At 70.4% G+C, this 26,953-nt stretch carries 15 protein-coding genes and 1 tRNA gene; 15 read left to right on the top strand and 1 reads right to left on the bottom strand.

Translation table 11 applies throughout. The annotated features are described in order from the left end of the window. The coding region (locus ACFU53_RS23275; protein ID WP_383995537.1) for a TadE family type IV pilus minor pilin at positions 1-199 on the top strand (199 nt) is incomplete at its 5' end. Then, positions 196-705, top strand: a complete 510-nt coding sequence (locus tag ACFU53_RS23280) for an Rv3654c family TadE-like protein (protein ID WP_383995540.1) — start codon at positions 196-198, stop codon at positions 703-705. The genes ACFU53_RS23275 and ACFU53_RS23280, both read left to right, overlap by 4 nt. A 167-nt stretch (positions 706-872) precedes the next feature. Here the strand turns inward: ACFU53_RS23280 and ACFU53_RS23285 are convergent, their stop codons facing one another. After that, positions 873-3,371: a DEAD/DEAH box helicase gene (locus tag ACFU53_RS23285; protein WP_383995543.1), complete on the bottom strand. Its 2,499-nt coding sequence runs from the start codon at positions 3,369-3,371 to the stop codon at positions 873-875. Positions 3,372-3,454: 83 nt separating this feature from the next. On the opposite strand from ACFU53_RS23285, the gene bldG reads away from it, so the two are divergent. From bldG to ACFU53_RS23350, 13 genes are all read left to right on the top strand, one after another. Further along, the gene (gene bldG, locus ACFU53_RS23290) at positions 3,455-3,796 is read left to right on the top strand and encodes an anti-sigma factor antagonist BldG (RefSeq protein WP_005475923.1); all 342 of its coding nucleotides are present in this window, start codon (positions 3,455-3,457) and stop codon (positions 3,794-3,796) included. Positions 3,797-3,903: 107 nt separating this feature from the next. Beyond that, the gene (locus ACFU53_RS23295; RefSeq protein ID WP_383995546.1) at positions 3,904-4,338 is read left to right on the top strand and encodes an ATP-binding protein; all 435 of its coding nucleotides are present in this window, start codon (positions 3,904-3,906) and stop codon (positions 4,336-4,338) included. A gap of 312 nt (positions 4,339-4,650) precedes the next feature. Beyond that, complete coding sequence (locus ACFU53_RS23300; protein WP_383995549.1) at positions 4,651-7,056, top strand: sodium-translocating pyrophosphatase; 2,406 nt, start codon at positions 4,651-4,653, stop codon at positions 7,054-7,056. A gap of 217 nt (positions 7,057-7,273) precedes the next feature. Beyond that, positions 7,274-7,885 carry a small secreted protein gene (locus ACFU53_RS23305; RefSeq protein ID WP_383995552.1) on the top strand — a complete coding sequence of 204 codons (612 nt, stop codon included), beginning with the start codon at positions 7,274-7,276 and terminating at the stop codon, positions 7,883-7,885. Between the two features lie 240 nt (positions 7,886-8,125). Beyond that, the gene (locus ACFU53_RS23310; RefSeq protein WP_383995555.1) at positions 8,126-9,658 is read left to right on the top strand and encodes a methyltransferase; all 1,533 of its coding nucleotides are present in this window, start codon (positions 8,126-8,128) and stop codon (positions 9,656-9,658) included. A 291-nt stretch (positions 9,659-9,949) separates the two neighbouring features. Next, positions 9,950-12,442, top strand: coding sequence for a protein kinase (locus ACFU53_RS23315; protein WP_383995557.1), 2,493 nt, complete (start codon positions 9,950-9,952; stop codon positions 12,440-12,442). Between the two features lie 96 nt (positions 12,443-12,538). Continuing rightward, positions 12,539-12,736 (top strand): hypothetical protein, encoded by a 198-nt coding sequence (locus tag ACFU53_RS23320; protein WP_383995560.1) that lies wholly within the window; start codon positions 12,539-12,541, stop codon positions 12,734-12,736. A gap of 308 nt (positions 12,737-13,044) precedes the next feature. Beyond that, positions 13,045-15,909: a type I DNA topoisomerase gene (gene topA, locus ACFU53_RS23325; RefSeq protein ID WP_383995563.1), complete on the top strand. Its 2,865-nt coding sequence runs from the start codon at positions 13,045-13,047 to the stop codon at positions 15,907-15,909. A gap of 210 nt (positions 15,910-16,119) precedes the next feature. Next, on the top strand, positions 16,120-19,452 hold the full coding sequence (gene tmk / locus ACFU53_RS23330) for a dTMP kinase (protein ID WP_383995566.1): 3,333 nt from the start codon (positions 16,120-16,122) through the stop codon (positions 19,450-19,452). Between the two features lie 581 nt (positions 19,453-20,033). Further along, positions 20,034-21,239, top strand: a complete 1,206-nt coding sequence (locus ACFU53_RS23335; protein WP_383995568.1) for a DNA polymerase III subunit delta' — start codon at positions 20,034-20,036, stop codon at positions 21,237-21,239. 123 nt (positions 21,240-21,362) lie between these two features. Next, on the top strand, positions 21,363-22,949 hold the full coding sequence (locus tag ACFU53_RS23340) for an alpha/beta hydrolase (protein WP_383995572.1): 1,587 nt from the start codon (positions 21,363-21,365) through the stop codon (positions 22,947-22,949). A 123-nt stretch (positions 22,950-23,072) separates the two neighbouring features. Then, positions 23,073-23,146 (top strand) — tRNA-Thr (locus ACFU53_RS23345). 965 nt (positions 23,147-24,111) lie between these two features. Continuing rightward, complete coding sequence (locus tag ACFU53_RS23350; protein WP_383995575.1) at positions 24,112-26,940, top strand: LamG-like jellyroll fold domain-containing protein; 2,829 nt, start codon at positions 24,112-24,114, stop codon at positions 26,938-26,940. The last annotated feature ends 13 nt before the right edge of the window (positions 26,941-26,953 follow it).

Raw genomic sequence — 26,953 nt, forward strand, 5'->3', positions numbered from 1 at the left:
GGCCGCGGTCGTGGCGGCGGCCCGGAAGTCGGCGCCGGACGGGGCGGAGGTGAGCGTGGGCCGGGAGGGCGACTTCGTACGTGTGGTGGTCTCAGCCCGGGCGCCGGGGCCGGACCGGCTGGGCCTCGACCTCAGTCATGCGGCCGTGGCGCTGGCGGAGGAGACGGTGGGTGCGGGAGCGGAGGTGGGGGCCGGGTGAGCACGTTCTTGGAGTCCGGCCGGCTGCCGTCGCTCCTGGCGTGGGCTCGTCGCTCGCGGCGTACCTCGACGCCGAACCACCGCCTGCCGCGGGCCGATCGTTCGGCCCGTTCGGCCCGTTCGGCTCGTTCGGCTCGTTCGGACAGAGGGTCGGCGACCGTCTGGGCTGTCGGTGCGATCGCCGCGCTGTGCGCAGTGTTCGGTGCCGTACTTGCCCTGGGGCAAGCCGTTGTGATCCGGCATCAGGCTGCCGCGACGGCCGACCTCGCGGCCCTCGCCGCCGCCGACCACTGGATGAAGGGCAGCGAGGGGGCCTGCGCGACGGCGGAACGGGTGGCAAGGGCTCAGGGAGGGCGGCTCGTGCGCTGTGAGGTCGAGGGAGAGATCTCGGACGTCACGGCGGCCTCGGCCATAGGCCCGCTCACCGCCGAGTCCAGGGCACGGGCGGGCCCACCGGGTCCGGCGGCCCTGGCATCGGGCCAGGAGGCTCGCTGGAGCGCCTCGTAGGAGTGTCCCGCAGGAGCGCGGCTCCATGAGGGGCGCGGGGAACTGCGCGATCAGCCACACACGACCGGCAGTCGCCAGACCCCAGTGGCTCCCGAGCTCCGAGGCGCCCGGAAACCACCGAGCTCCGAGGCGCCCGGAACCCCCGAGTTCCAAGGTGCCCCCGAGCCCTAAGACACCCGGTTCTCCGGCGGAGCGTCGGGCGCTGCTCTCAGCAGTTCGGTCAGCAGCCGTACGGCGCCCCGTTTGTGCAACGGATCGTTGCCGTTGCCGCACTTGGGGGACTGGATGCAGGACGGGCACCCGGCGTCGCACTCGCAGGAGGCGATGGCCTGGCGGGTGGCGGTGAGCCAGGCGCGGGCGGTGTGGAAGGCGCGCTCGGCGAAGCCCGCGCCGCCCGGGTGGCCGTCGTAGACGAAGACCGTCGGGAGCAGTGTGTCCGGGTGGAGCGGGACCGAGACGCCCCCGATGTCCCAGCGGTCGCAGGTCGCGAAGAGGGGCAACATGCCGATCGAGGCGTGTTCGGCGGCGTGCAGGGCGCCGCCGAGGATCTCGGGGTTGATCCGGGCCGCGTCCAACTGGTCCTCGGTGACGGTCCACCACACGGCACGGGTGCGCAGCGTACGAGGAGGGAGATCGAGTTTGGACTCGCCGAGCACCTCCCCGGTGATGAGGCGTCGACGCAGGAAGGAGACGACCTGGTTGGTGACTTCGACGGAGCCGTAGCACAACCGGCCGTCACCCCAGGGGACTTCGGTGTCGGCCTCCAGGACGGAGATGGAGGTGGTGTCGCGGGCGACCGTCGAATAGGGCGGGTCGGCCTGTTCGACGAGGGCGACGGAGTCCTCGAGGTCCAGTTCGCGCACCAGGTACGTACGGCCCTGGTGCAGATGGACCGCGCCTTCGTGGACGGTGGTGTGGGCGGCGCCCGCGTCGACCGTGCCGAGGAGCCGGCCCGTGCCGGTCTCGACGATCTGGACGGGGCGGCCGCCCTGGCCCCGGATGTCGGTCAGGTCGGCGGCCCGTTCACGGCGCGTCCAGTGCCAGGCCTTGGCCCGGCGGCGGAGCAGTTTCGCGGCCTCCAGTTGCGGCAACAGCTCTTCGCAGGCCGGGCCGAACAGATCGAGGTCCTCGTCCGTCAGGGGCAGTTCCGCGGCGGCGGCGCAGAGGTGCGGGGCGAGGACGTACGGGTTGTCGGGGTCGAGGACGGTCGACTCCACCGGTTGGTCGAAGAGGGCCTCGGGGTGGTGGACCAGGAAGGTGTCCAGCGGGTCGTCGCGGGCGACGAGGACGGCGAGGGCGCCCTGGCCGGAGCGTCCGGCGCGGCCGGCCTGCTGCCACAGGGAAGCGCGGGTGCCCGGGTAGCCGGCGATGAGGACGGCGTCCAGGCCGGAGATGTCGACGCCGAGTTCGAGGGCGGTGGTGGCGGCGAGGCCGAGAAGTTCGCCGGAGTGGAGGGCGCGTTCGAGGGCGCGACGCTCCTCGGGGAGGTAGCCGCCGCGGTAGGCGGCGACGCGCCGGGCGAGGGAGCGGTCGCCCGCGGCGTCAGCCGCTGATGTCACTGCGGCGAGGCGTTCCTGGGCGATCACGGAGATCAGCTCGGCACCGCGCCGGGAGCGTACGAAGGCGACCGAGCGCACGCCCTGCAGGACCAGGTCGGTCAGTAGATCCGCTGTCTCCGCGGTCGCCGTACGCCGTACCGGGGCGCCCTTCTCGCCGTGGAGCTCGGTGAGTGGGGGTTCCCAGAGGGCGAACACCAGTTCACCACGGGGCGAGGCGTCGTCCGCGACCTCGGTGACCGGGACGCCGGTGAGGCGGCGGGCGGCGACCGACGGCTCGGCGGCGGTGGCGGAGGCGAGGAGGAAGACGGGTTCGGCGCCGTAGCGGGCGCACAGGCGGCGGAGGCGGCGCAGTACCTGGGCGACGTGGGAGCCGAAGACGCCGCGGTAGGTGTGGCACTCGTCGACGACCACGTACTTGAGGGCGCGCAGGAAGGAGGACCAGCGGGGGTGGGAGGGGAGGATCCCGCGGTGCAGCATGTCGGGGTTGGTGAGGACGTAGTTGGCGTACTGGCGTACCCACTCGCGCTCCTCGACGGGGGTGTCGCCGTCGTACACGGCCGGGCGTACGGCGTTTCCCAGAGGTTGTGAAAGTTCCTTCACGGATCGGCACTGATCGGCCGCGAGGGCCTTGGTGGGGGCCAGGTAGAGCGTGGTCGCCCCGCGGCCGTTGGGGGCCTCGGAGCCGTCCAGGAGGCGCGACAGCACCGGGACGAGATAGGCCAGCGACTTGCCGGACGCGGTGCCCGTGGCGACGACGACCGAGTCGCCGTCCAGCGCGTGCTCGGCGACGCATGCCTGGTGGGCCCAGGGATGTTCGATTCCCGAGGCCTGCACGGCGGCGACGACCTCCGATCGGATCCGGTCGGGCCAGACGGCATGGCGACCCGCGCGCGGGGGCACATGCTCCGTATGAGTGATGCGCGAAGCCCGGCTCGGCCCCGAGGCGAGACGGTCCAGGACCGTGCCCGGCGAGGGGCTGGAGGCGGTGTCCGTCGGGGATCGATCGGATCGGTGATTCTTGGCCATCGGCATCGAGTGTGTCACCGGCGTGACGGACAATGGAGCCAAGGCGTCGTGCACGCCTGCCGGTAAGTGATTGAATGCCATCGCGGCTGGCGAACCGTCCCGGGGGCTTTCAAGCCGAGGTGTCCCGAGGGGCGAACGCTCGATAGCAAGGTGCTGGAGGATCCGTGGACCTGTCCCTGTCGACCCGTACTGTCGGCGATCGTACGGTCGTCGAGGTCGGTGGCGAAATCGACGTTTATACCGCGCCCAAGCTGCGTGAGCAGCTGGTCGAGCTGGTCAACGACGGGAGTTTCCACCTCGTCGTCGACATGGAGGGCGTCGACTTCCTCGACTCCACCGGGCTCGGCGTGCTGGTGGGCGGCCTGAAGCGAGTACGGGCCCATGAGGGCTCGCTGCGCCTGGTGTGCAACCAGGAGCGGATTTTGAAGATCTTCCGCATCACCGGTCTGACCAAGGTGTTCCCGATTCACACCTCGGTCGACGAAGCGGTGGCGGCCACCGACTGATCGCGGTCGCCCGGGCCCCGCGCCCGGAACGGCAAGAGACAAGTGAGGGGGACCGGGCCCATGGGCCCGGCCCTCCGACAGCACGCCCGTAGTTCCGAGGGGGATGCATGGCCACCGTTGAACTCCGCTTCAGCGCGCTGCCCGAGCACGTCCGGACCGCCCGACTGGTGGCGGCAGCGGTGGCGCGCAGGGCCGGAGTGGACGAGGCCGTCCTCGACGAGGTCAGGTTGGCCGTCGGCGAGGCGTGCACCCGTGCTGTCGGACTGCATCAGAGCAGTGGTATCTCGGCGCCGGTGCAGGTGTCGCTGATCGAGGAGGAGAAGCAGTTCTCCATCGAGGTCGGCGACGAAGCGCCGCACGCCGTCCCCGGTGACAAGTCGTCGGGCGCCGGCGGCGACGTGGACGCCGACATCGAGGAGGACGACATGGGCCTCGCGGTGATCAGCGGCCTCGTCGACGACGTCGAGGTCTCCGCCGGGGAGCACGGCGGGTTGATCCGCATGACCTGGCCGACGACACCGTCGGTCGTGGTGCTGCCCTGATCCTCTCAACTTCAAGTAGTACCGCGAGGGCCCTGCTGAGCAGGGCCCTTCGTGTTTATTTGGCATTTATTCCGATCATCGTTCATCGGAACATCGGAATTCGTGAAGGAATTCACGATCAATCACGCGATGATTTGATCAAGCGTCAATGTCTTTGAGGTGTTACTCCTTTCGAGTAACGTGGCTGCGCGCGGATCATTTGCTGAAGAGCATGTGAAGGCTAATTCCGCTTGCCGCGCACTGTTTTGATCAGGTTCCGCTCCCTAGAATCCGTCCACATCTTGAGCTCAGCCCAAGCGTCAAGGAGGACGAATGGCGGGGCTTTCTACCCCTCAAAGGTTTGACCACCCCACGGACTTCGCAGCCGCGGTACTGACCGACGACAACCGGATCATCGTCTTGGTGATCGGCGTCGTGGCACTGGCCGCGCTCGCCGTCGCGGGTGTCCTGGTGCGCCAGGTGCTCGCGGCGGGCGAGGGCACCGACAGCATGAAGAAGATCGCGACGGCGATCCAGGAAGGTGCGAACGCCTATCTGGCACGGCAGTTGCGCACGCTAGGTGTATTCGCCGTCGTCGTGTTCTTCCTGCTCATGCTGCTTCCCGCGGACGACTGGAATCAGCGCGCCGGGCGGTCGGTGTTCTTCTTGATCGGCGCGGCGTTCTCGGCGGCCACGGGTTATATCGGTATGTGGCTCGCGGTGCGCAGCAATGTGCGCGTCGCCGCGGCGGCCCGGGAAGCGACACCGGCGGAAGGTGAGCCGGAAAAAGATCTCACCACCGTCTCGCACAAGGCGATGAAGATCGCATTTCGCACCGGCGGCGTCGTCGGCATGTTCACGGTAGGGCTCGGCCTCCTCGGCGCGTCCTGCGTGGTCCTCGTGTACGCGGCCGACGCGCCGAAGGTGCTGGAGGGCTTCGGCCTCGGGGCCGCGCTCATCGCCATGTTCATGCGTGTCGGCGGCGGCATCTTCACCAAGGCCGCCGACGTCGGCGCCGACCTGGTCGGCAAGGTCGAGCAGGGCATTCCGGAGGACGACCCGCGCAATGCCGCGACCATCGCCGACAACGTGGGCGACAACGTCGGCGACTGTGCGGGCATGGCGGCCGACCTCTTCGAGTCGTACGCCGTGACACTCGTCGCCGCGCTGATCCTCGGCAAGGCGGCGTTCGGCGACTCCGGACTCGCGTTCCCGCTGATCGTGCCCGCGATCGGCGTACTCACCGCGATGATCGGCATCTTCGCGGTGGCACCCCGCCGCAGCGACCGCAGCGGGATGTCCGCCATCAACCGCGGCTTCTTCATCTCCGCGGTGATCTCGCTGGTGCTCGTCGCCGTCGCCGTCTACGCCTACCTGCCGTCGTCGTACGCCGACCTCGAAGGGGTCACGGACACGGCGATCGCGGGCCACGACGGCGACCCACGGGTCCTCGCGGTCCTCGCGGTGGCCATCGGCATCGTGCTGGCCGCACTGATCCAGCAGCTGACCGGCTACTTCACCGAGACCACCCGGCGTCCCGTGAAGGACATCGGCAAGAGTTCGCTGACCGGCGCGGCCACCGTCGTCCTCGCCGGTATCTCCATCGGTCTCGAATCGGCCGTCTACACCGCCCTGTTGATCGGCCTCGGCGTGTACGGGGCATTCCTGCTCGGCGGTACGTCGATCATGCTCGCGCTGTTCGCGGTGGCGCTCGCCGGCACCGGTCTGCTCACCACGGTCGGCGTCATCGTCGCCATGGACACCTTCGGGCCGGTCTCCGACAACGCGCAGGGCATCGCCGAGATGTCCGGCGATGTCGAGGGCGCGGGCGCGCAGGTGCTCACCGACCTGGACGCCGTCGGCAACACCACCAAGGCCATCACCAAGGGCATCGCCATCGCCACGGCGGTACTCGCGGCCGCCGCGCTCTTCGGCTCGTATCGCGACGCGATCCTCACGGCCGCGAACGACGTCGGAGAGAAGGTCTCCGGCGAAGGCGCGCCGATGAACCTGATGATGGACATCTCGCAGCCCAACAACCTCGTCGGGCTCATCGCGGGCGCCGCGGTCGTCTTCCTCTTCTCGGGGCTGGCGATCAACGCGGTCTCGCGGTCGGCGGGCGCGGTGGTCTACGAGGTGCGGCGGCAGTTCCGCGAGCACCCCGGGATCATGGACTACAGCGAGAAGCCGGAGTACGGCCGGGTCGTCGACATCTGCACCAAGGACGCCCTGCGGGAGCTGGCCACGCCCGGCCTGCTCGCTGTCATGGCGCCCATCGCGATCGGGTTCACACTCGGGGTCGGCGCGCTGGGCGCCTATCTCGCCGGCGCGATCGGCACCGGGACGCTGATGGCGGTGTTCCTCGCCAACTCCGGCGGCGCGTGGGACAACGCCAAGAAGCTCGTCGAGGACGGCCATCACGGCGGCAAGGGCAGCGAGGCCCATGCCGCGACCGTCATCGGTGACACGGTGGGCGACCCGTTCAAGGACACCGCGGGACCGGCCATCAACCCGCTGCTGAAGGTGATGAACCTCGTCGCGCTGCTCATCGCGCCCGCGGTCGTCCAGTTCAGCTACGGCGAGGACAAGAGCGTCGGGCTGCGCGTCGCCATCGCGGTGGCCTCGATCGCCGTGATCGTCGGGGCGGTGTACGTGTCCAAGCGGCGCGGGATCGCCGTAGGTGACGAAGGCAACTCCGAGCGGGTGGCCAAGTCGGCGGATCCAGCGGTGGTTTCGTAGGCGGCCTTATCACCGGGCCTACGAGGGTCCAGCTCAAGGAGCGGGCGGGCGGCGCGTGTTGACGTGCCGGCCGCCCGCTTCCGTGTATGCGGATGTTTTTCGTGAGCCTTCTCTCTCTTGGTGCAAATGGCCGCAAAAGGGTGCGCGAGGGGTGCACGGAGGGTGCTCGGCACACAGGTGTCGCCCATCTGGCGTGTATGTTCCGGGGCCGAGAGCCATGGAAGGGACCAATCCGGTGAACAAGAAGCTCGCGGCCGCACTGTCCGGCGGTGCGGTACTGGTACTGGCGCTGTCCGGCTGCAGCGGCGACGACGAGACGAACGACAAGCTGAACTCCTGGGCCAAGGAGGTCTGCGACTCCGTGCAGCCGCAGATCAAGAAGATCGCGGCGGCCAACGCCTCGATCCAGAAGGAGACTTCGGACGACAGCGCACCGGCGGACGTGCAGAAGGCCGACTCCCAGGGCTTCCAGGACATCTCCGACGCGTACAAGGCGATGGCGACGGCCATTCGGACGGCCGGGGTGCCCGATGTCGAGGACGGCGAGAAGAAGCAGAAGGCCGCGGTCGCCGAGCTGAACCAGCTGTCGACCGCGTACGGCGAGCTGAAGAAGAAGTCGGACGCGCTGAACACGAAGGACCAGGCGAAGTTCGCGGACGGGCTCGAAGGGGTCGCCACCGAGCTGGAGAAGTTGAGCAAGACCGGGAGCAACGCGCTGAAGGAGCTGGAGAAGGGGGAGGTCGGGCAGGCGATGGCTGAGCAGCAGAGCTGCAAGTCCGCGACCACCTCCGGGGCGGTGTCCGCGCCGGCTTCGGCGACGAAGAGCTGAACGGGTTTGCTGGGCCGTGGGTGAGTGGACCGTTGGTCCGGCGGTCGGTGCTGGGCGGGGTGGTTTCCGCGGCTCGGCGGTACGAGGTGCCGCTGTGCCCACCCGTGCCGCCCCTGGCGGCACGATTGCCCGCAGCTACGACAGGCGGATGTACGACTGCCGCAGCCGGGTGGGCGCCGCCCCAGCGGCACGACTGCCCGCAGCTGAGTGGGGTCACGATGCGCGGCTACGCTGAGCGGTGTGAGTGACTCCAGGCTGTCTTCTCTGCCCTCTGTCGACCGGTCCGATGTCGCCGCTCGGTTGCGTGATGCGCTGCTCGGCGCGGACTTCACCGCCGATGGGCTTCTTGAATTGCTCGGCGCGTCCGCGTACGCGGCCCTGGCGCGGAGTGAGGTCGTGCCCGCGCTGAGGGCGACGCGGGGGGACACGGCGCTGGAGGCGCTCGTGCGGCTGTTTCTGCTGCAGCAGGCGGTCGCACGCGCGCGCGTGGAGGGTGTGCTGCCTGTTGACGCGTGCGTGGAGAGTGGGTGGCTCGTTCGCCTCGGTCCGGATGGAGACGAGGTCGCCGCCGCCGTCGACGTGCGGCCGTACGGCGGGCCCGGTGGTGAGGACTGGTTCATCGTCTCCGACCTGGGGTGCGCGGTCGGCGGGGCCGGGGGGATCGGGAGCCGGGACGAGGGCGTGGTGCTGGGAGTCGGTGGGGCGTCCACGACCCTCGCCGGGATCACCGTGCGGACGGCTGTCGGGTCCGCCCTCGACCTCGGGACCGGCTCCGGCATCCAGGCGCTGCACGCCGCACAGCACGCCACGCGCGTGACCGCGACCGATCTCAACCCGCGCGCGCTGCACATCACGGCGCTCACGCTGGCGCTCTCCGGCACACCGGCGGCCGATCTGCGCCAGGGCTCGCTCTTCGAGCCGGTCAGGGCGGACGAGACCTACGACCTCATCGTGTCGAATCCGCCGTTCGTGATCTCGCCCGGTGCCCGGCTGACGTACCGCGACGGCGGGATGGGCGGGGACGATCTGTGCCGCACGCTCGTTTCCCAGGCGGGGGAGCGGCTGAACGAGGGCGGGTTCGCGCAGTTCCTCGCCAACTGGCAGCACGTGGAGGGGGAGGACTGGCAGGAGCGGCTCAGGTCGTGGGTGCCGCGCGGGTGCGACGCGTGGATCGTGCAGCGGGAGGTCCAGGACGTCACGCAGTACGCGGAGTTGTGGCTGCGGGACGCTGGCGACCACCGCGGTGACGTGGACGAGTACCAGGCGCGGTACGACGCGTGGCTCGACGAGTTCGAGACGCGCAAGGTGAAGGGCGTCGGGTTCGGGTGGATCACGCTGCGGAAGTCGGCCGCCGCGGACTCCGAGCCCTCGATCACCGTCGAGGAGTGGCCGCATTCGATCGAACAGCCGCTCGGCGAGACCGTGCGGCAGCACTTCGCGCGCGTCGACTACCTGCGGGCCAACGACGACGCGGCACTCCTGGCCGCGCACTTCCGCCTTACCGCCGAGGTCGTCCAGGAGCAGGTCGGGCTGCCGGGTGCCGAGGACCCCGAGCATGTGGTGCTGCGTCAGAACCGGGGCATGCGCCGGGCCACGAAGGTGGACACGGTCGGTGCCGGCTTCGCCGGTGTGTGCGACGGCACGCTCAGCGCGGGGCGGATTCTGGACGCCATCGCCCAACTCGTCGGCGAGGACCCGGTGGCGCTGCGCGACCGGACGCCGGTCCAGATCCGGCTCCTCGTCGAACAAGGGTTCCTCGAACCGGCTTTGTGAGCGGCCGGCGCCGACGAGAAAGGGCCCGGCACCGGCGAGAGGGCCCCGCCCGGCTCGCGTGCCCGGTGACGATTTCCGTACCGTCCGGTGACGGTACTGGTACCCCGCGCGGCGCCCGTCCCCGTGACGTGCGGGGCGCATTCCCACCCCTGGGGCGCATGTGCCCCCTCTGCCTGGATTGGTCCGTAAAAGGGCTCCTGTCAGTGGTGCGTGCGAAGCTATTTTCAAGAGACGGATTCGACGTGTCCTCGGGGGAGGCACGCGCTGTCTCTGGGGGATCGGGGGATCGCGATGGCGGGGGATACGCCGGAGCAGGGCCAGGGAAGGGTCATCAACGGCCGGTACCGACTGCTGCGCACCCTGGGCGCGGGCGGCATGGGCCGGGTCTGGCTCGCGTACGACGAGGAGCTGGCCTGCGAGGTCTCCATGAAGGAGATCTCCCTGCCCGACGTCCCGCTGGACGCGACCGAGCCCGCCCAGCGCATCGCCCGGGCCCGCAGCGAGGCCCGGCACGCCGCGCGGCTGCGCGGACATCCGCATGTGGCGACAGTCCACGACGTGGTGCTCCACGACGGCCTGCCGTGGATCGTCATGGAGTACGTGCCGGACGCGATCGACCTCCAGGCCGTCGTACGGCAGCGGGGGCCGCTCCCGCCCGAGCAGGTCGCTCGGATCGGGCTCGCCGTCCTCGACGCGCTCACGGCGGGGCACCGGATCGGCATACTCCACCGGGATGTGAAACCGGCCAACATCCTGCTGGCGGCCGACGCCTCGGGCGACCTGTACGCGCGCGTGCTGCTCACCGACTACGGCATCGCGCTCCAGCCGGAGTCCCACGAGCCCCGACTCACCGCCACCGCCGGCATCCTCGGCACACCCGGGTACCTGGCGCCCGAGCGCGCGCGGGGCGAGCCGCCCACACCGGCCGCCGACATGTTCTCGCTCGGCGCCACGCTGTATGCGGCAGTCGAGGGGCGCGGCCCCTTCGACCGGCACGGCGAGTACGCGACGCTCACGGCCCTTCTCGGCGAGGAGCCGACGCCGCCCGTCCGCGCCGGTGAACTGGCACCCGTCCTGCACGGGTTGCTCATCAAGGACCCGGTGCGCCGGCTGTCGCCGGAGGCGGTGGCACGCGGACTGGAGCGGGTGGCCGACGCGGGCGGCGAATCGACCCCGCCGGGCTGGGGAGCCACCCCCGCGTCGGCGCCCGGGGGTTTCGGACCGGCTCCCGGTACTCCCGGCACGCCGGGTACGCCCGGCGGTCACGCGACCGCCGGAGCGCCCCCGGGGTACGTGGCGAGCGCGCCGCCCGGGTACGTGGCTGCCGGGCAGTACGGCCTCGGAGGCACGCCGAACACACCGGGGGCACCCCACACGCCGTACACGCCACAGACCCCGGGGGCCCCGCACACACCCGGTGCGCCCTCGGCGCCGAACACCCCGCACACCCCGGCGGGCGGCCCGCCCACCCCGGGTGCGGGTCCGGCCGCCCCGGCCGGGGCGCCGGGCGGTCCCTCGCCGTACGACCAGTGGCAGCAGAGGCAGCAGCCCCGAGGCCCGTACGACGGCTACCACCCGTACGGGGGTGGGCAGTCCACGCCCTACGGGAGTCCGGCGGGCGGTCAGGCCACGCCCTACGGAGGCGCCCCCGGCGGCCGGCCCACGCCGTACGGGAACAACGCCGGCGGCCAGGCACCGCCGTACAGCGGTGCCGCGGGCAACCAGTCCACGCCGTACGGCGGCGGTGTCGGTGGTCAGGCGTCGGCGTACGGCGGCACCGTGGGCAATCAGTCGCTGCCGTACGCGGCCGGCCCGTCGACGCCGTACGGGGGCGGTGGGGCTCATCCGCCGGGGAACGCGGGGTTTCCGACCATCACGGCCGGGGGGCCGCCGCCCGGTGGGGCGAAGCGGAAGACGCCTCCGGCGGCGATCGTCGCGATCGTGGTCGCCGTGCTGCTGGTGGCGGGCGGCGGGACCTGGGCCGCGGTGAACTTCACGAACGGTCCGGACCCCAAGCCCTCGGAGACCCCGGAGGCGCTCGTGTCGCCGCCGGGCTCCGAATACCCCTACGGCAAGCAGGCGGCCCTCAAGAAGGCGCTGGAGGTGGGGGACTGCGTCAAGGCGGTCTGGACGGGGACGGCGTTCAACTCGGTGCCCGACCTCGGCGTGGTGGACTGCGACGAGGACTGGCCGGACGGCCAGGTCGTGGCGATAGAGACGGCGTCGGACCACGCGGACGCCAAGGCCAGCGGCGCGCAGCGCTGCGGCAGCCAGGCCGACGCGATGGCCGAGGCCCTGCCCGACGCGGGCGTCTACGCGCTCGTCCCGACGAAGGACGGCTTCACCGCGGCCAAGGGCGGTACGGCGTGTCTCGTACTCGGCAAGCACGTCCCGATCGGCGGCGAGGTGGGCCGACTCCGTGACGTGGGCATGAATCTGTGGCCCACTCAGATGGCCGTCGGCGACTGCTGGGACTACACCACGAGGGAGGACGAGGGGTACGACGCCCCGCTGACCGACTGTGCCGAAGCGCACACCGACCAGGTCGTCGGATCGGTTCAGGCGCCCGACAACATGACCTTCGACGGCGCCCTCGCCGAAGGGGGAAAGCTGTGCACCAACAGGTTCGAGTCGAGTTGGGCGCCCGGCGCTGACCTGATCGTGTCGGGATGGGTGTCCGAAGAAAAGGAATGGGAGAAGGGCTTCAACAAGGTGGTGTGCACGGTGCGCAACGCCGACGCGTCCAGGACGACCGGGAAGATACCCACGCCCGGTTCGGTCTGAGGGTCGGACGCCTCGCGTTCACCTCGGGTTCGCGCGCCCGCTTCCCGTCCGTGCCAGCCTCCCGTCCCGAGGTACCGAGGGGTGGGAGGACGGGACATGGAGAGCGGACCGGCGATCTTCGTGGGGGTGGTGTTCGCCCTGTTCGGGGGCGGACTGCTGCTGTGGACCGCGACCCGGCTGCGCCAGGGCGAGCCGGTCGCCCAAGGGGTGCGTCCCGTGATGTCGGCGACGCTCGCGAGTGTCGCCGCGGTCACCGCCCTCGCGCTCGGCGCATGGTGCTTCGCGCAGCTCTGAGCGGGGTCGGGGAGTCGGCGCCGGAGAGTGTGCACGGTAACTGAGAGATGACCCTCCGCATCGGCCCGAACGTATCGCTCAACACGCCGGGCGGCAGGAATGGCGGTAGTCGGGTTACCGTTCGAGTGGCCGTTGCGGGCTTTTCCCGTTTGACACGGGGGCGGGATGTACCGTCACACTCCGCAGCGTCAGCATGACCCGACCCCCGGGCCGACCGCCGAGCCCCGTGCGAGGCAACGGGTCCCGGGGCCCCCGCCCCGGGACGCAAGCCTGGGGAGACCCAGCGTCGACCGGAGAGAAGAGCGAAGTTGTCCCCGACCAGCGAGACCGCGAAGGGCGGCCGCCGACTCGTCATCGTCGAGTCGCCTGCCAAGGCGAAGACGATCAAGGGCTATCTCGGCCCCGGCTACATCGTCGAGGCGAGCGTGGGGCACATCCGCGACCTTCCCAACGGCGCCGCGGAGGTGCCCGAGCAGTACACCGGCGAGGTGCGCCGCCTCGGCGTGGACGTCGAGCACGACTTCGCGCCCATCTATGTGGTCAACGCGGACAAGAAGGCGCAGGTCAGGAAGCTCAAGGACCTACTGAAGGAGTCCGACGAGCTCTTCCTCGCCACCGATGAGGACCGCGAGGGCGAGGCCATCGCCTGGCACCTCCAGGAGGTGCTCAAGCCCAAGGTCCCGGTCAAGCGGATGGTCTTCCACGAGATCACCAAGGCCGCGATCCAGGCCGCCGTCGCCAACCCGCGCGAGCTGAACCAGAAGCTGGTCGACGCCCAGGAGACCCGCCGCATCCTCGACCGCCTGTACGGCTACGAGGTCTCGCCGGTCCTGTGGAAGAAGGTCATGCCGCGGCTGTCGGCGGGCCGCGTCCAGTCCGTCGCGACCCGGCTCGTGGTGGAGCGGGAGCGGGAGCGGATCGCCTTCCGCTCGGCCGAGTACTGGGACCTGACCGGCACCTTCGCGACCGGCCGCGCCGGTGACGCCTCAGACCCGTCGTCGCTGGTCGCCCGTCTGCAGTCCGTCGACGGCCGCCGTGTCGCCCAGGGCCGCGACTTCGACTCGGTCGGGCAGCTCAAGGGCGCGAACGTCCTGCACCTGGACGAGGCAGACGCCCGCGCGCTGGCCGCCGCCCTGGAGAACACCCGGTTCTCGGTCCGGTCCGTCGAGTCCAAGCCGTACCGCCGCTCCCCGTACGCCCCCTTCCGTACGACGACGCTCCAGCAGGAGGCCTCGCGCAAGCTGGGCTTCGGGGCCAAGGCGACGATGCAGGTGGCGCAGAAGCTGTACGAGAACGGCTTCATCACCTATATGCGTACGGACTCCACGACGCTCAGCGAGACCGCCGTGGCCGCCGCCCGCGCCCAGGTCACGCAGCTGTACGGCGCCGACTACCTGCCGGCGCAGCCGCGTACGTACGCCGGGAAGGTCAAGAACGCGCAGGAGGCGCACGAGGCGATCCGACCCTCGGGTGATCGTTTCCGCACGCCCGCCGAGACCGGCCTGACCGGCGACCAGTTCAAGCTCTACGAGCTGATCTGGAAGCGGACGGTCGCCTCCCAGATGAAGGACGCGACGGGCAACAGCGTCACGGTGAAGATCGGTGGCACCGCCGCCGACGGCCGGGACGCCGAGTTCAGCGCCTCCGGCAAGACGATCACCTTCCACGGCTTCCTCAAGGCCTACGTCGAGGGCGCCGACGACCCGAACGCCGAGCTGGACGACCGCGAGCGCAGGCTGCCGCAGGTCAGCGAGGGCGACCCGCTCTCCGCCCAGGAGATCACGGTCGACGGGCACGCCACCAAGCCCCCGGCCCGCTACACCGAGGCGTCGCTGGTCAAGGAGCTCGAAGAGCGCGAGATCGGCCGCCCGTCGACGTACGCGTCGATCATCGGCACGATCCTCGACCGCGGGTACGTCTTCAAGAAGGGCACGGCCCTGGTGCCGTCCTTCCTGAGCTTCGCCGTGGTCAACCTCCTGGAGAAGCACTTCGGGCGGCTCGTCGACTACGACTTCACCGCCAAGATGGAGGACGACCTCGACCGCATCGCGCGCGGCGAGGCCCAGGCGGTGCCGTGGCTCAAGCGTTTCTACTTCGGTGAGAGCACGGGTGCAAACGGCACGGCGGCCGAGGCCGGCAACGGCGACGGGGACCACCTCGGCGGACTGAAGGAACTGGTCACCGACCTGGGCGCGATCGACGCCCGCGAGGTGTCGTCGTTCCCCGTCGGCGACGGCATCGTGCTGCGCGTCGGGCGCTACGGCCCGTACATCGAGCGCGGCGAGAAGGACTCCGAAGGGCACCAGCGGGCGGACGTGCCCGAGGACATGGCCCCGGACGAGCTGAGCATCGAACTCGCTGAGGAACTGCTGGCCAAGCCGAGCGGTGACTTCGAGCTCGGTGCCGACCCGGCGACGGGCCACCAGATCATCGCCCGCGACGGGCGTTACGGCCCGTACGTCACCGAGGTGCTCCCCGAGGGCACCCCGAAGACCGGCAAGAACGCGGTCAAGCCGCGTACGGCCTCGCTGTTCAAGTCGATGTCGTTGGACACGGTGACGCTGGCCGACGCGCTGAAGCTGATGTCGCTGCCGCGGATCGTCGGCGCCGACGCCGAGGGCCAGGAGATCACCGCGCAGAACGGGCGGTACGGGCCTTACCTGAAGAAGGGCACGGACTCGCGTTCGCTGCAGGCCGAGGACCAGCTCTTCACGATCACCCTCGAAGAGGCGCTGGCGATCTACGCCCAGCCCAAGCAGCGCGGGCGGGCCGCCGCCAAGCCGCCGCTGAAGGAGCTGGGCGACGACCCGGTCAGCGCGAAGCCGGTCGTGGTGAAGGACGGCCGCTTCGGGCCGTACGTCACCGACGGCGAGACCAACGCGACGCTGCGGTCCGAGGACAGCGTGGAGACCATCACGCCCGAGCGTGGGTTCGAGCTGCTCGCGGAGAAGCGGGCGAAGGCTCCCGCCAAGAAGACGGCGAAGAAGGCGCCCGCGAAGAAGGCGCCCGCGAAGAAGACGGCGACGAAGGCTGCCGCGGCGAAGAAGGCGGCGCCGGCCAAGACGACTGCCGCGAAGAAGACGGCTACTTCGAAGACTGCTGCGGCGAAGAAGACGGCTCCCGCGAAGAAGGTGGCCGCGAAGAAGGCTGCGGCGTCCGGAGAGAGCGCCTAGTAGCTCGGGGGTGCGGGTTCGTTCGGGGCTGCTGGTTGTGTGTGGCTGGTCGCGCAGATCCCCGCGCCCCTGGGTTGGCTGCTGTTCGGCGTGGCTGGAATCTTCACGTCTGTTTCGCTGAATGGGCACTATTTGCGCGACTTGGTGGTGCGGTGTGCGTGCGTTCGGGCGCTGCTTCGGAGTGTCGGTGGGTGCCGATAGGCTGAAAGCATGATGCGAGCCGAGCAGCCGACGGCCCATGACCCGGCCTCCGACGACGCCCTGGCGGCCGATTCCAGGGAGCGCGCCGTGCGGGCGCTGCTGCGCCGACCACAGCTGAAACGGTTGTGGGGCGCACAACTCGTGGGCGGTGTGGGCGATGTCCTCGCACTGTTCGTGCTGGTGCTCCTCGCCTTCCAGGCGGCGATCGCCGAGGGCTCCTTCGGAGGTGGATACCGGGGCGTCGCGCTCACCGTGGCGGCCGTCTTCGGTACGCGTGCCCTCGCGACGCTGCTCTTCGGCGCCGTACTCCTCGGGCCGCTCACCTCGCTGACCTCGCAGGAAGGGCCGCTCGACCGCCGCTGGACCATGGTCGGCGCGGACGGGCTGCGGGTCCTGCTGCTCATCGTCGCGCCCCTGTGGATCGACTGGACGCCGGACAACGCGCTCGCGGTGCTGCTGGTCACCGCGTTCGTGGCCGGAGTCGCCGAGCGGTTCTGGACGGTCTGCCGGGAGAGCGCGGCGCCCGCGCTGCTGCCCGCGCCGCCGCCGGAGGGCGCGACCGTACGGCCACTGCCGGACCACGTGGACGCGCTGCGGCGCCTGGCACTGCGTACGGGATTCGCGGCCGTGCCCCTCGCGGCCGCAGTCCTCGTCGTCGCCTCGCTGCTCAACAATCTGCTGGGCGCGGGCATCGACTGGTTCGGCCAGCACCAGGCCGCGCTCGCCTCGTACGTCGCCGCCGGGCTCTTCGCCGCCTCGCTGTCCCTGGTGACCTTCCTCGAGCTTCCCAAGACACGGACCCCGCGCGCGCGGTCGCCACTGGAGGGGCTGCGCAGGCCCAAGACCGGCACGGCTGTGGACAAGGGCCGTACGGGTGCGATCCCGCTTCTCGTGCCCGCGTGTGGGGCGGTGGCCGGTGCGGTCGCCGCCGCTGTCGCCGTCGCCGTGCTGCACGCCAAGGACCTGGGCGGCGGGCCGGTGATGTACGGGCTGTTCGTCGCCGCGCTGACGGGTGGTGTGGTCGTGGGGATCCGTCGGGCGCCGTCCGTGCTGCCCTCGCTGTCCCGGCGTCGGCTGCTCGCTCTCGCGATCGCCTTCACGGGCGTCGCGCTGCTCGCCGCCGGGCTGACGCCGGATGTCACGAGTGTGGTGCTGATCCTGGGGCTGGCCGGTGTCGGTGCGGGGATCGCCGCGAACACCGGGCACACGCTGCTCGACCAGGAGGCCGAGGACTTCCGGCGGGCGCGCACCACCGAGCATCTGCATGCCGTCGTACGGGTGTTCGTGGCGTTGGCGGCGCTCGTCGCTCCGCTGATCGCCGCCGTCATCGGGCCGCACCGGCTGGAGAGCGGCAAGTTCGTGTTCGCGCACGGGGGTGCGGCTTTCACGTTGATGCTGGTGGGGGCGCTGCTGCTGCCGGTTGCCGCACTGGTGCTCGCCAAGGTCGACGACCGGTCCGGGGTGCCGCTTCGGCAGGATCTGCGGGATGCGTTGCTGAAGGGCGACGATCCGGTTCAGGCGCCTGCCGAGACGGGGTTCTTCATCGCGCTGGAGGGCGGCGACGGGGCCGGGAAGTCCACTCAGGTCGAGGCGCTCGCCGAGTGGATCCGGGCCAAGGGGCACGAGGTCGTGGTGACGCGGGAGCCGGGGGCCACTCCGGTGGGGAAGCGGCTGCGGTCGATTTTGCTGGATGTTTCCTCAGCCGGGTTGTCCCATCGGGCCGAGGCGCTTCTTTACGCGGCGGATCGTGCCGAGCATGTGGACACCGTCGTGCGGCCCGCTTTGGAGCGGGGTGCGGTCGTTGTTTCGGATCGGTACATCGATTCGTCCGTGGCCTATCAGGGGGCCGGGCGGGATCTCTCGCCCACGGAGATCGCTCGGATCTCGCGGTGGGCGACCGATGGGCTCGTGCCTCATCTGACAGTGCTGCTGGATGTGTCGCCCGAGGCGGCGCGGGAGCGGTTCACCGAGGCGCCGGATCGGTTGGAGTCCGAGCCGGCCGAGTTCCATGAGCGGGTACGGGCGGGATTTCTGACGCTCGCTGCTGCGGATGCCGGGCGCTATCTGGTTGTTGACGCCGCGCAGGATCCTGAGGCGGTCACGACTGTGGTCCGGCATCGGCTCGATGTGATGCTGCCGCTGTCCGAGGCCGAGGTGAAGGCGCAGGAGGAGGCCCGGCGCAAGGCCGAGGAGGAAGCGCGGCGCAAGGCCGAGGAAGAGGCCGCGCGGAAGGCCGAGGAAGAGCGGCTGGAGCGGGAGCGTCAGGAAGAGCTCGCGCGGCTGCGGGCCGAGGAGGAGGAGCGCAAGCGGCGCGAGCTGGAGGAGGCTCAGCGGCGCGAGGCGGAGCGGCAGGCGGAGGAGGCCCGGCAGCGGGCCGAGGAAGCGCGTCGTCGTGCCGAGGAGGAGCAGGCGCGGCTCCTCGCGGAGGAGAAGGCCCGGGCCGAGGAGGAGGAGCGGCGGCGGGTCGAGGAGGAACGGCGTCGTCAGCAGGCCGCGGAGGAGCAGCGGCTGCGGGAGGAGGCGGAGGCGCGCCGCCTGGAGAAGCAGCGGAAGGCTGAGGAGGCGTTGCTTCGGGCCGAGGAGGCTCGGAGGGTGGCCGCCGCGGCGGAGGCTGAGCGGGCGGCTCGGGTTGAGGCGGAGAGGGTTACTGCTGAGCGGGCGGCTGCGGCTGAGCGCGCTGCGGCGGCTGAGCGGGATGCTCGGGCTGAGGCTGGGCGGGGTGCGGAGGCTGCGCGGGGGGCTGGGCACGAGCGCTCTGCTGGGGCCTCGAGGGATAGCGATGCCGCCACTGTGGCTACGCCGGTTGTGACGCCGACGAACGCGTCGGGTGGGCCGGTGGATGAGACGGCTGTGTTGCCTCCGGTGCGGGGGGACGGGCCGGGTGGGGCTGGTTCCTCGGGTTCGGCGGGTGCGGCGGGTTCGCCCGGCGGAGCGGGTGCGGCGAGCGCGTCGGGTGCGTCGGGTGCTGACTCCGAGACGACGGCGAAGTTGCCCAAGCCGCCGGTGCCGTCTTCGGGGGCGGCTTCGGAGGATGAGACCACGGTGTTGCCGCAGGTGCCTTCGGGGGCGGCCGATGAGACGGCTGTGCTGCCGCCGGTGCGGGACGATCGGGTGCCGCCGGGGTTCTTCCGGGACGAGCGGCCTGGGCCTGACGGGACGGAGGGGCGGACGCGAGAGCTTCCGCAGGTCGATGAGGAAGGGGCGCCGCGGCGGCGGCCTCGGTCGGACTGGGCCGAAGAGACGCCGTTGGACGATCTGCCCACGCTGGCTGACGAGCTGTTGGGTCCGCTTGGTGAGGACGATGCCGAGGACGGGCGGGGCTGGGGGCGGCGGCGCCGCTGAGTTGAGCCGCCGGGGCGCGGTCGGCTCGGTGGGTGGGTCGGGGCCGCGTGCCGCTGCGTCCGCCCGTCGCTCGGTGCGGTGTGCCTCCGGCGATCGGCTGGGTTACGTGCGGCTGCTTGTGGGTCGGGGCCGTGCCGGTGCGTCTGCCTTGCTTGGCGCCCTACTGCCCGGAGTGGACATCTCCGGGTTCTCCGGGCCGGGTTCTCCGGCCGCTGTAGGCGACGGGCGCGACGCACCGGCACGGACCTTTTCCGTGCGTGGGCGGCCGACCGTGCGTCGTGGCTGAGGGCTTGCATACGCCGGCGCACCTGCCCTGCCCAGCTGCGGGCCGTCGTGCCGCTGGGGGGCGCGGGTGGGCGCGGCGGCACTCTGCCGGCGCCGGTGGCGACAGACACCCACCACTGCCCGGCCCCAGCACCGGCCGCTTGAGGCCTGACACTGCTCCACTTCACCGGCGCCCGCTGTCGCCCCGGGCGTCGGCGTGGGTGAGGTGGGGTGATGGTCGTGCGCGGGCCGTGTTGTCGGTGGGGTCGCGCACAATGGGGCGCGGAGAGGTCTTGTGGGACGGAGGGTGGTGGGTCATGGCCGTGTGGGACGACCTGGTGGGGCAGGAGCGGCTGAGTGCGCAGCTTGATGCGGCTGCTCGGGACGCGGACGCGATCGTCACGGCGGCGATGACGGGGACCGCGCCTCCGGAGGCGTCGAAGATGACGCACGCGTGGTTGTTCACGGGGCCGCCGGGCTCGGGGCGGACGACGGCGGCGCGGGCGTTCGCGGCGGCGCTGCAGTGTGTGAGTCCGGACCGGGCACTCGGGGGGAGCCCTGGGTGCGGGTTCTGTGACGGGTGTCATACGGCGCTGGTGGGGACGCACGCGGATGTCAGCACTGTGGCGGCGGTGGGCACGCAGATTCTCGCCGATGACATGCGTGACACGGTGCGGAAGTCGTTCACCTCGCCGGCGAACGGGCGGTGGCAGGTGATCCTCGTCGAGGACGCCGAGCGGTTGAACGAGAAGTCGGCCAACGCGGTGCTCAAGGCCGTGGAGGAGCCCGCTCCGAGGACAGTGTGGATGCTGTGCGCGCCCTCGTTGGAGGACGTGCTGCCGACCATTCGGTCGCGGTGTCGGCATGTCGGACTGCTCACACCGTCGGTGGCCGCGGTCGCGGACATGCTCGTACGGCGGGAGGGCATTGAGCCGGAGGCGGCCGCGGTGGCTGCTCGGGCCACTCAGGGGCATATCGAGCGGGCCCGGCGGCTGGCCACCGATCCGCGGGCTCGGGAGCGGCGCGCCGCGGTGCTGAAGCTGCCGTTGCGGGTCGAGGACGTCGGGGGGTGTCTGAAGGCCGCGCAGGAGTTGGTGGACGCCGCTTCGGAAGAGTCGAAGCAGCTGGCCGAAGAGGTCGACACCAAGGAGACCGAGGAGCTGAAGGCGGCGCTGGGCGCGGTGCAGGGCGGGCGGATGCCGCGCGGTACGGCGGGGGTGATGAAGGATCTGGAGGACAAGCAGAAGCGGCGGCGTACGCGAGCGCAGCGGGACAGTCTGGATCTCGCTCTGACCGAGCTGACCGGGTTCTACCGGGATGTTCTGGCGCTGCAGTTGGGGTCTCGGGTCGCGCTCGCCAATGTCGAGGTGCGGGACAACGTGGAGCGGATGGCGCGAGGCGGCACGCCGGAGTCGACCTTGCGGCGGATCGATGCGATCGCGGCCTGCAGGGAGGCGTTGGAACGGAATGTGTCGCCCTTGCTGGCCGTGGAAGCCATGACGATGGCCCTGCGGGCCGGGTGACGTGACGGGGGACGGCGGGCGGTCCGTAGGAGTGAGTTGAGCGTTCGGTTGACTGTGTCACTCGTACGAGGAGCTTTTGTTGCCGTTCGTGATCGATTGATTGCTTTTGGTTACGCTCGCGAGATGCACACCAGGCGTACTTCCCGGCCTAATCGGTCCCTGCGGGTCGGCGGCGCGTTGCTCGCTGCTGCCGCGCTGCTCGCCTCGGGCTGCTCCTCCGGCGGTTCCGGTACGGCGGCCACGGTGGCGGACGGGGCGCCCGCCCTCGGCGCGCTGCCCCGTGCGACCCCGTCGGTGCTGGCCCCGTACTACGAGCAGAAGCTGGGCTGGCGCGGCTGCGAGACCCCCGGTTTCCAGTGCGCCACGATGAAGGCGCCCCTCGACTACGCGAAGCCGAGCGAGGGTGACATCAGGCTGGCCGTCTCGCGGAGGAAGGCGACCGGCCCCGGCGAGCGGCTCGGCTCGTTGCTGGTCAATCCGGGTGGGCCGGGCGGGTCGGCGGTCGGGTATGTGCAGGGGTACGCGGGCATCGGCTACCCGGCAACGGTGCGGGCGCGGTACGACATGGTGGCCGTCGACCCGCGGGGGGTGGCCGGCAGTGAGCCGGTCGAATGTCTCACCGGGCGCCAGATGGACAGGTACACGCAGACGGATCTCACCCCGGACGACACGGGGGAGACGGCTGAGCTGGTCGCCGCGTACAAGCGGTTCGCGGAGGGATGCGGGCAGCGGGCGCCGAAGGTGCTGCGGCATGTCTCCACGGTCGAGGCGGCCCGGGACATGGACATCCTGCGGGCCGTGCTGGGCGACGAGAAGCTGACGTACGTCGGCGCCTCGTACGGGACGTTCCTCGGGGCGACGTACGCGGGGCTGTTCCCCGAGCGCGTCGGCCGACTGGTGCTGGACGGCGCGCTGGACCCGTCGCTGCCCGCCCACCGGCTCAACCAGGAGCAGACGGCGGGTTTCGAGACGGCCTTCCAGTCCTTCGCGAAGGACTGTGTGGGGCGGAAGGACTGCGTGCTGGGGAGTACGCCCACGCAGCTCGCCGAGAACCTTCGCGCGCTCTTCGAGCGGCTGGACGCGCGGCCCCTCTCGACCGGTGACGCCGACGGCCGGCAGCTCGGCGAGTCCCTGGCGACGACGGGCGTGATCGCGGCGATGTACGACGAGGGGGCTTGGCCCCGGCTGCGCCAGGCGCTCAGCGAGGCGGTCAGGAAGGACGACGGCGCCGGTCTGCTCGCCCTCTCGGACAGCTACTTCGAACGCGGCCGCGACGGCACCTACTCCAACCTGATGTACGCCAACGCCGCCGTGAACTGCCTCGATCTCCCGGCTGCCTACAACACCCCCGAAGAGGTCGAACGGGCCCTCCCCGAGTTCGAGAAGGCCTCCCCGGTCTTCGGCCGGGCCCTCGCGTGGGCATCCTTGAACTGCGCGTACTGGCCGGTCAAGCCGACGGGCGGACCGCACCGCATCGAGGCGAAGGGCGCCGTTCCGATCGTCGTCGTCGGCACCACACGCGACCCCGCCACCCCCTACCGCTGGGCCCAGGCACTCGCGTCCCAGCTCTCCTCCGCCCGCCTCCTCACGTACGACGGCGACGGCCACACCGCCTACGGTCGGGGCAGCGCCTGCGTGGACTCCGCGATCAACGCCTACCTCCTCCGCGGCACACCCCCAACCGACGGAAAGCGCTGCTCGGCGTCCTGACCGACGGTCCGGGCGACGGCCGGTCGGCCGCTCTCCGGGGTGGCCGGACCCTTGGTCCGGAGCACCCCGGGAAACTGTGTAGACTTACCGACGTTGCTGATCGCACCATAGTGCGGACAGCGCGCCGCCTTAGCTCAGATGGCCAGAGCAACGCACTCGTAATGCGTAGGTCTCGGGTTCGAATCCCGAAGGCGGCTCTGTAGTGAACCCCAGGTCAAGCCTTTGACCTGGGGTTTCTTGTTTTGGATGACCTTGAAATCGACCCAAGTTGCGCCTCTGGGGTCTGTGCATCGTAATGCGTGGGTCGGGGGTTTGGTTTCTGTGACCGTGTAGACGGCCTGAGCCTCTGAACTGGTCTTTTGCTCATCTGGGAGGGGCGGGTCAGGTATACGCGATGAGGTTCGGTGGACAACCGGTGGACAGGTATGCCTGACGCTCCATCAGTAGTCTGCAGTTGCACCTGGACCGGTGGGTGAAAGTACGACCGTCTTCGATGCGGCGACGGAAGCAGCGGGACTGTCAGGTCCGGACAATTTCAGGTCGGACACGGTCAGCTACCCGTCTGCGATGCCGTCGTATGAGGGATAGCGTCCTCGGGCTCGTAGTGGCCGTTCCAGTTCGAGCTGCGCAAGGAGCCGGAGGCGCCCGCACATGCTGTGCTGTTCTGCGCCAGTCCGTGCCGAACCTTGGCGGGCCACCGCGTCGACGACCGTTGGCAGGAGGGGCGCACGTCCTTCGCGCCGAAGCGGATGATGAAGGTCAGCCGTCCGGGAACGTCCTCCGGAGGCAACGTTGGCCCCAGCCTGACAGCGATGGGTTGTGCACAGCGTGCGTGAGGCCGGCGTGGGCGCCGTCCTGCCGGTGCGTCGGCTCTCCGGTCACGGTCCGGCCGAAGTGGGCGGATCCGTTGTATCCGCCGCGCGCGTCCTCCCGCGCCAAGGGTTGCTCATGGGCATGAGCGGTGCGTGCGGTGGAGGGCTGTGGGGCGGCCCAGTCTCGAAATGCCCTTGATCCGGTAAAGGGAGTCTCATACGTTTCTTTGGCCACTGCTGTACGGCATGGCCACATCAATTTCGTAGCGGGCTCTGGGGAGAGCCTGGAGGGGGACAAGGGTATGACCAACCCTTGGTTTCGGGGGCTTCGTGCTGCCCGGACGCTCGGCGTGCTGCTTGGCGGCGCCGTCGTCCTGGGCTCGTTGCCCGCCGTCACCGGTCCGGCCACCGCGGCCGGCAGCACACCGCCTGCCTCGACCGAGGCAGGCGCGTTCGCACTGGCCGCTGAGACCGGCGAACCAGTGGAGATCATTCAGCAGCGTACCGAGGACGAGCTCGTCTTCGCCAACCCGGACGGCTCGTTGACCAGCGAGACCAGTGTCCAGCCGCAGCGGGTGGAGCGTCCCGACGGCAGCTGGGAGAAGGCGGACGCGACCCTGGAGCGCCGCCCGGACGGCACGGTCGGTCCCAAGGCCGCCGTCGTCGACCTCACCTTCGCGAAGGCCGGCTCGTCCGACTTCGTCACACTCGGCGAGGAGGGCAAGTCCTTCACACTGAGCTGGCCCACACCGCTGCCCGAGCCGGTCCTGTCCGGGGACACCGCCGAGTACCGCGAGGTGCTCCCCGGCGTGGATCTGCTGGCCAGCGCCTCCGTCACCGGCTACTCGTACGTCCTGGAGGTAAAGACGCCCGAGGCGGCCCGCAGCTCTGAACTGGCCGAACTACGGCTGCCCGTACGGGCGGAGGGCCTCGACCTCGGCACCGGCCCGACCGGTGGCCTCCAGGCCGTGGACGCCTCCGGCGAGCGCGTCTTCGGCGGCCAGGCGCCCAAGATGTGGGACTCCGCAGACTCCGGCGACGAGGTCCCGGCGGACGCTGTGCCCGCCTCCGGGGCCCAGACCCTGCCGCAGGAGGCGCCGGACGCTGCGGCCAAGGTCGCCGACATGGCCCTCGACGTCTCCGAGACGGCTGTCACCGTCGAGCCCGACCGTGCCCTGCTCACCGCCGCCGACACCGACTTCCCGGTCTACATCGACCCCGAGGCCGGCATGTCCAAGAGCGAGTGGCTGTACGTGTCCAGCGCCAACCCGAGCACCGAGTTCCACAAGTTCAAGAAGGACGAGGGCGTCGGCCGCTGCTCGGCCGACACCATCGGCGGCATCTACTACGTGTGCAGCGGCTCGCCGTACACGAACCGGATGTACTTCCAGTTCGCCACGAAGGGCTGGAAGAACCGGACGATCTCCAAGGCGGTCTTCGAGGTCTACGAGACCTTCTCCTTCTCCTGCACCAAGAGCACCGTCAACCTGCACATGGTCGCCGAGGGCGGTGTCGATTCAGCCACCAACTGGAACAACCGGCCCAAGGACGGCGACCTGCTGGTCGACAAGAACGTCGCCTACGGCCGGGGCGACAGCTGCAGCCCGGACGCGCCGCCCAGCTGGGTCGACTTCGCGGACAACGCCGACGAGAGCAACGAGAACCTCACCGCCTCCGTCCGCAAGAAGGCCGCCGGCGAGGACCCGATCGCCTTCTCGCTGCGGGCCGCCGACGAGGACGACCCGAACTCCTGGAAGCGGTTCCGGGGTGACAACGCCAAGCTCGTCGTCACGTACAACACCCGTCCGAACAAGCCCACCGGGGAGAAGCTGAGCAACCCGGAGGAGAAGACCTGCACGACCGACAACACCAAGCGGCCGTGGATCCGGGACGCGACCCCGGCCGTGTCCGTCACCGGCACGGACGCTGACTCGCACACCGACGGCACCGGCCAGAACCTCACTGCGACCTTCCGGGTGTGGGACCAGGTCGACGGCCGGCCCATGGTCTACGAGGGCAAGGACGGACCGCAGAACGAGGGCAAGTTCGAGCGGGGGATTCCGGTCCGGGAGCTGAAGCACGGCCACGGCTACAAGTGGCACGCCCAGACCTACGACGGCTCCACCGGCAAGCTGAAGGACTCCGGTTACTCCGAGTGGTCCGACTGGTGCGAGTTCGTGGTGGATGTGGAGCGGCCCGATACCAAGCCGCGGGTCGAACCCGTCACGGACGAGGCGGACCTGCCGGCGGGGGCCAGGCGGCACTTCACCCTCTCCGCGAACGGCAACTCCGACTCGGTCTTCAAGAACGACGTCGAGTTCTACGAGTGGGACCTCGGCAACGACACTCCGGCCCGCAAGGCCATCCCGGCCTCCCTCGGCGGCAGGGCGACCATCGAGGTGCCGACCAGTACCTTCGGTCCTAACGTGCTCTACGTTCGCAGCGTCGACCAGGCGGGCAACCGGGGGCCGCTGGAGAAGTACTTCTTCACCGTCGACCGCGCCTGCGCCGACGTCCTAGCCGACACCTGCGCCGCCGCCGTCTACGGCCTCGACCAGACCTCCGGCACTACCGCCCCCGATACCTCCGGCCATGACCGGGATCTGACCGTGAAGGGCGCCGACTGGGTCGCGGGCAACAACTCCGCGAAGGACCCGGCCGACAAGGCGCTGCGCTTCAACGGCACCACCGACCATGCCACCGCGGTGTCCGCCGTGCACACCGGTCAGGCGTTCACCGTCTCGGCGTGGGTGCGGCCCACGTCGCTGGCCAAGAACATCTCGGTGATCAGCCAGGTGGGAAGCCAGGGCAACGGCTTCAACCTTTACTACTCCACCGCCTACAAGCGCTGGATCTTCGGCCGGCACATCAGCGACACGGCGGACTCCGACGTCGTCCGCGCCATGGCGGCGAGCGAGCGCCCCGCGACCGTGAACAAGTGGGTCCATCTGGCCGGTACGTACGACCCGGTGGCGCGGAAGTTCACGCTCTTCGTCGACGGCGAGGAGCAGGGCAGCGCCACCGTCACCGACGTCTGGAACGCCACGAAGGGTCTCAACATCGGCCGCGCCCAGTACGGCGCTGACTGGTCCGACGCGTTCGCCGGTGACATCGACGACGTGCGCCTCGTCCCCGGCCTGCTGTCGGGGACGGAGATCTTCCGGCTCGCGAACAACTGACGACCTCTGATGA

It is taken from the genome of Streptomyces sp. NPDC057474, assembly GCF_042802555.1.
Taxonomy (GTDB): Bacteria; Actinomycetota; Actinomycetes; order Streptomycetales; family Streptomycetaceae; genus Streptomyces.